This window comes from Nibrella saemangeumensis (assembly GCF_039541915.1).
GTDB lineage: Bacteria > Bacteroidota > Bacteroidia > Cytophagales > Spirosomataceae > Nibrella > Nibrella saemangeumensis.
The window spans coordinates 1-2,100 of sequence record NZ_BAABHD010000050.1; the positions used below are offsets into that span (position 1 = coordinate 1).

Sequence of the window (2,100 nt, forward strand, 5' to 3'; positions counted from 1 at the left end):
ACCGGATCAGGAGCAAACAGGACAGTTCAACTGGGCACGGCTACAGCAAGCAACTGACAGTTAATTTCACCCCCATCTGTCAGACTAAGTCTTGACTACTACAATTATATTCATATATAAAAATACAGTTTATGCCCACTATTATTTTACCGCAACATCACCACCTGCTTATTGAGGGTCTCCGCATTCATCTAATTGAAAAACTTGGCGATGGCCCAACGATTGTGTTTCTACATGGTCGTTGCCTTTCTGTAAAGATGTGGGAGAAACAGTTTACTAGCGAGCAACTTGCCTCTTACCGACTCATAGCTTTTGATTTACCTGGCCACGGTGAATCTGAGTATTCTTCTGAGCCGAAGCGACATTACAGCGTTATGGGACTGGTTAATATTCTCAAACAATTACTAGATCAGGTAGCGGTCACAAATTATATATTGGTAGGCCATTCATTCGGAGCACACTTGGTTTATCAGGCTATCCCGCATCTAATTGGTTGTCGAGGTATTGTAGGTATGGCAATGCCATTGGTAAAACCGGCGCGGTTTGATCTGATGTATAACCACCTAGACATACTCGGGCAAGCTTGGCAGGCGAATCCAGCTGCCGAAATAATTACTGAATACAGCCGAATCTCATTGCGCCTTAATGCTCCTGATATACCCGAATTAGTAAAAGAAGGGCTGTTAAATAATGACCCAAAAGTTCACGAAATTATCAATTCAATATTAGTGGAAGGAGCATATGCTGATGAAACTGAGTTAATAAACCAATGCCCGTTCCTAGTAGCAATAGTCCTAGGAGCTGAAGAGCAAATATTCAATTTTGACTATATTCACAACTTACAGCTTCGGCTATGGCATAATGGCCCGCATTTAATTCAAAACGCGGGCCATCTTTTGCCTTGGGAAAATTCAACGGCAGTTGATCAGATGTTAGCCGAATTTATGAACGCTGCTTTGTAAGTTTGATCATACAAGTGAATTTACTTTTTATAACCATATAAATGCAAGTTGTATAATATAGTCATCATATCCATTGTTATGCCCATTCTCATAATTAACGCGTTGCAAAACCCCATATCTATAATAGGTTTTCTCAACGATTAATCCCCCATAGTTCCAGCGCCATTGTCCATCTTGATGATACCTACCACCAAAATAATAGGAGTATGGAGAGTATCTCGCTGGATAAGCACGCCAGGGAGTTTCTGTTGCCCAACTACCTCCGAACTGGTCTAACCTTGTGCCAGGAAACGATTGACCTGCTGGTGGAGGAGCAGCATTTAATTGGTTAATAAGCAATAGCTGCCAGTAGTTAGGAGCTGCTAACCTGCCCCCTTCAACACGCACATACAATTGATGTGGCGATTGTGTATACGGAACCCAAATGTTTGTTGGTCTTGGATAAACCTGTGATGTTGTGTTGCCTATCTGATTACCTAAGGGCGGGTCTGTAGCTATAGCTGACGCTTCGATAGGTGTAGTTGTTTCGTTTAACGGCTGAAAATAAATTAACTCTGGATCGGTCAAAGCTAGATTTTCCATGTCCGCTAAAATTTAAGGCTCAAAGCTAAACTTGTTGTTTTATTTGTCTGGTCATACTTGGGAGAAAGGCTTAACTTCATCCGCTCCAGTGTTGATGTCTGATCCTTGAGGGACTTGACCTCTCGTCTTAACCTGCCGGCGTTTCTAAAGGATTTTGTTGCCCAAGATGTAGAGAGCGCAAAGAATAAACCACCACCACCTGAAGCTGCTATCCCTGACGCATACTGTTCATTACTTAAAAGTAATCCTCCAGCAAATGCACCGATTACAAAAGCCCCAATCCCTGTAACTCGGCCGATAAACCCTTTTATTTCTTTACCACTAGCACGACTGCTTTTGCGTCGAATCTGTATATTAAGGTCATTAACTTTGGCCATACGCTCCTTCTCAAAAGTATCTGCGAATTGTGGATTAGCGAGTGCTCTTTCTTGTTTAATTTTAAATTCGCTCTTTAAGAACCTGTTTAAATTTTACGGCTAATGCGATAAATGTTCGCCAGATACACAAAGGATTCGGCCGATGAACAGTCACATTCATAATCTTTGCTGAGTCGGCG

At 42.0% G+C, this 2,100-nt stretch carries 3 protein-coding genes; 1 reads left to right on the forward strand and 2 read right to left on the reverse strand.

Annotation, left to right across the window (positions count from 1 at the left end; translation table 11 throughout):
• Nucleotides 1–131: 131 nt before the first annotated feature.
• Nucleotides 132–962 carry an alpha/beta fold hydrolase gene (locus tag ABD949_RS18260; protein WP_345245591.1) on the forward strand — a complete coding sequence of 277 codons (831 nt, stop codon included), beginning with the start codon at nucleotides 132–134 and terminating at the stop codon, nucleotides 960–962.
• Nucleotides 963–989: 27 nt separating this feature from the next.
• Here the strand turns inward: ABD949_RS18260 and ABD949_RS18265 are convergent, their stop codons facing one another.
• Both ABD949_RS18265 and ABD949_RS18270 read right to left on the reverse strand, forming a co-directional pair.
• Nucleotides 990–1,544, reverse strand: coding sequence for a hypothetical protein (locus ABD949_RS18265; protein ID WP_345245594.1), 555 nt, complete (start codon nucleotides 1,542–1,544; stop codon nucleotides 990–992).
• 5 nt (nucleotides 1,545–1,549) lie between these two features.
• The gene (locus ABD949_RS18270) at nucleotides 1,550–1,921 is read right to left on the reverse strand and encodes a hypothetical protein (protein WP_345245596.1); all 372 of its coding nucleotides are present in this window, start codon (nucleotides 1,919–1,921) and stop codon (nucleotides 1,550–1,552) included.
• Nucleotides 1,922–2,100: the final 179 nt, after the last annotated feature.

What these genes read in the sequence shown, in the direction of transcription:
- ABD949_RS18260 (WP_345245591.1), top strand. Translation starts at nt 132, where the DNA reads ATGCCCACTATTATTTTACCGCAACATCACCACCTGCTTATTGAGGGT.
- ABD949_RS18265 (WP_345245594.1), bottom strand. Translation starts at nt 1,544, where the DNA reads ATGGAAAATCTAGCTTTGACCGATCCAGAGTTAATTTATTTTCAGCCG.
- ABD949_RS18270 (WP_345245596.1), bottom strand. Translation starts at nt 1,921, where the DNA reads ATGGCCAAAGTTAATGACCTTAATATACAGATTCGACGCAAAAGCAGT.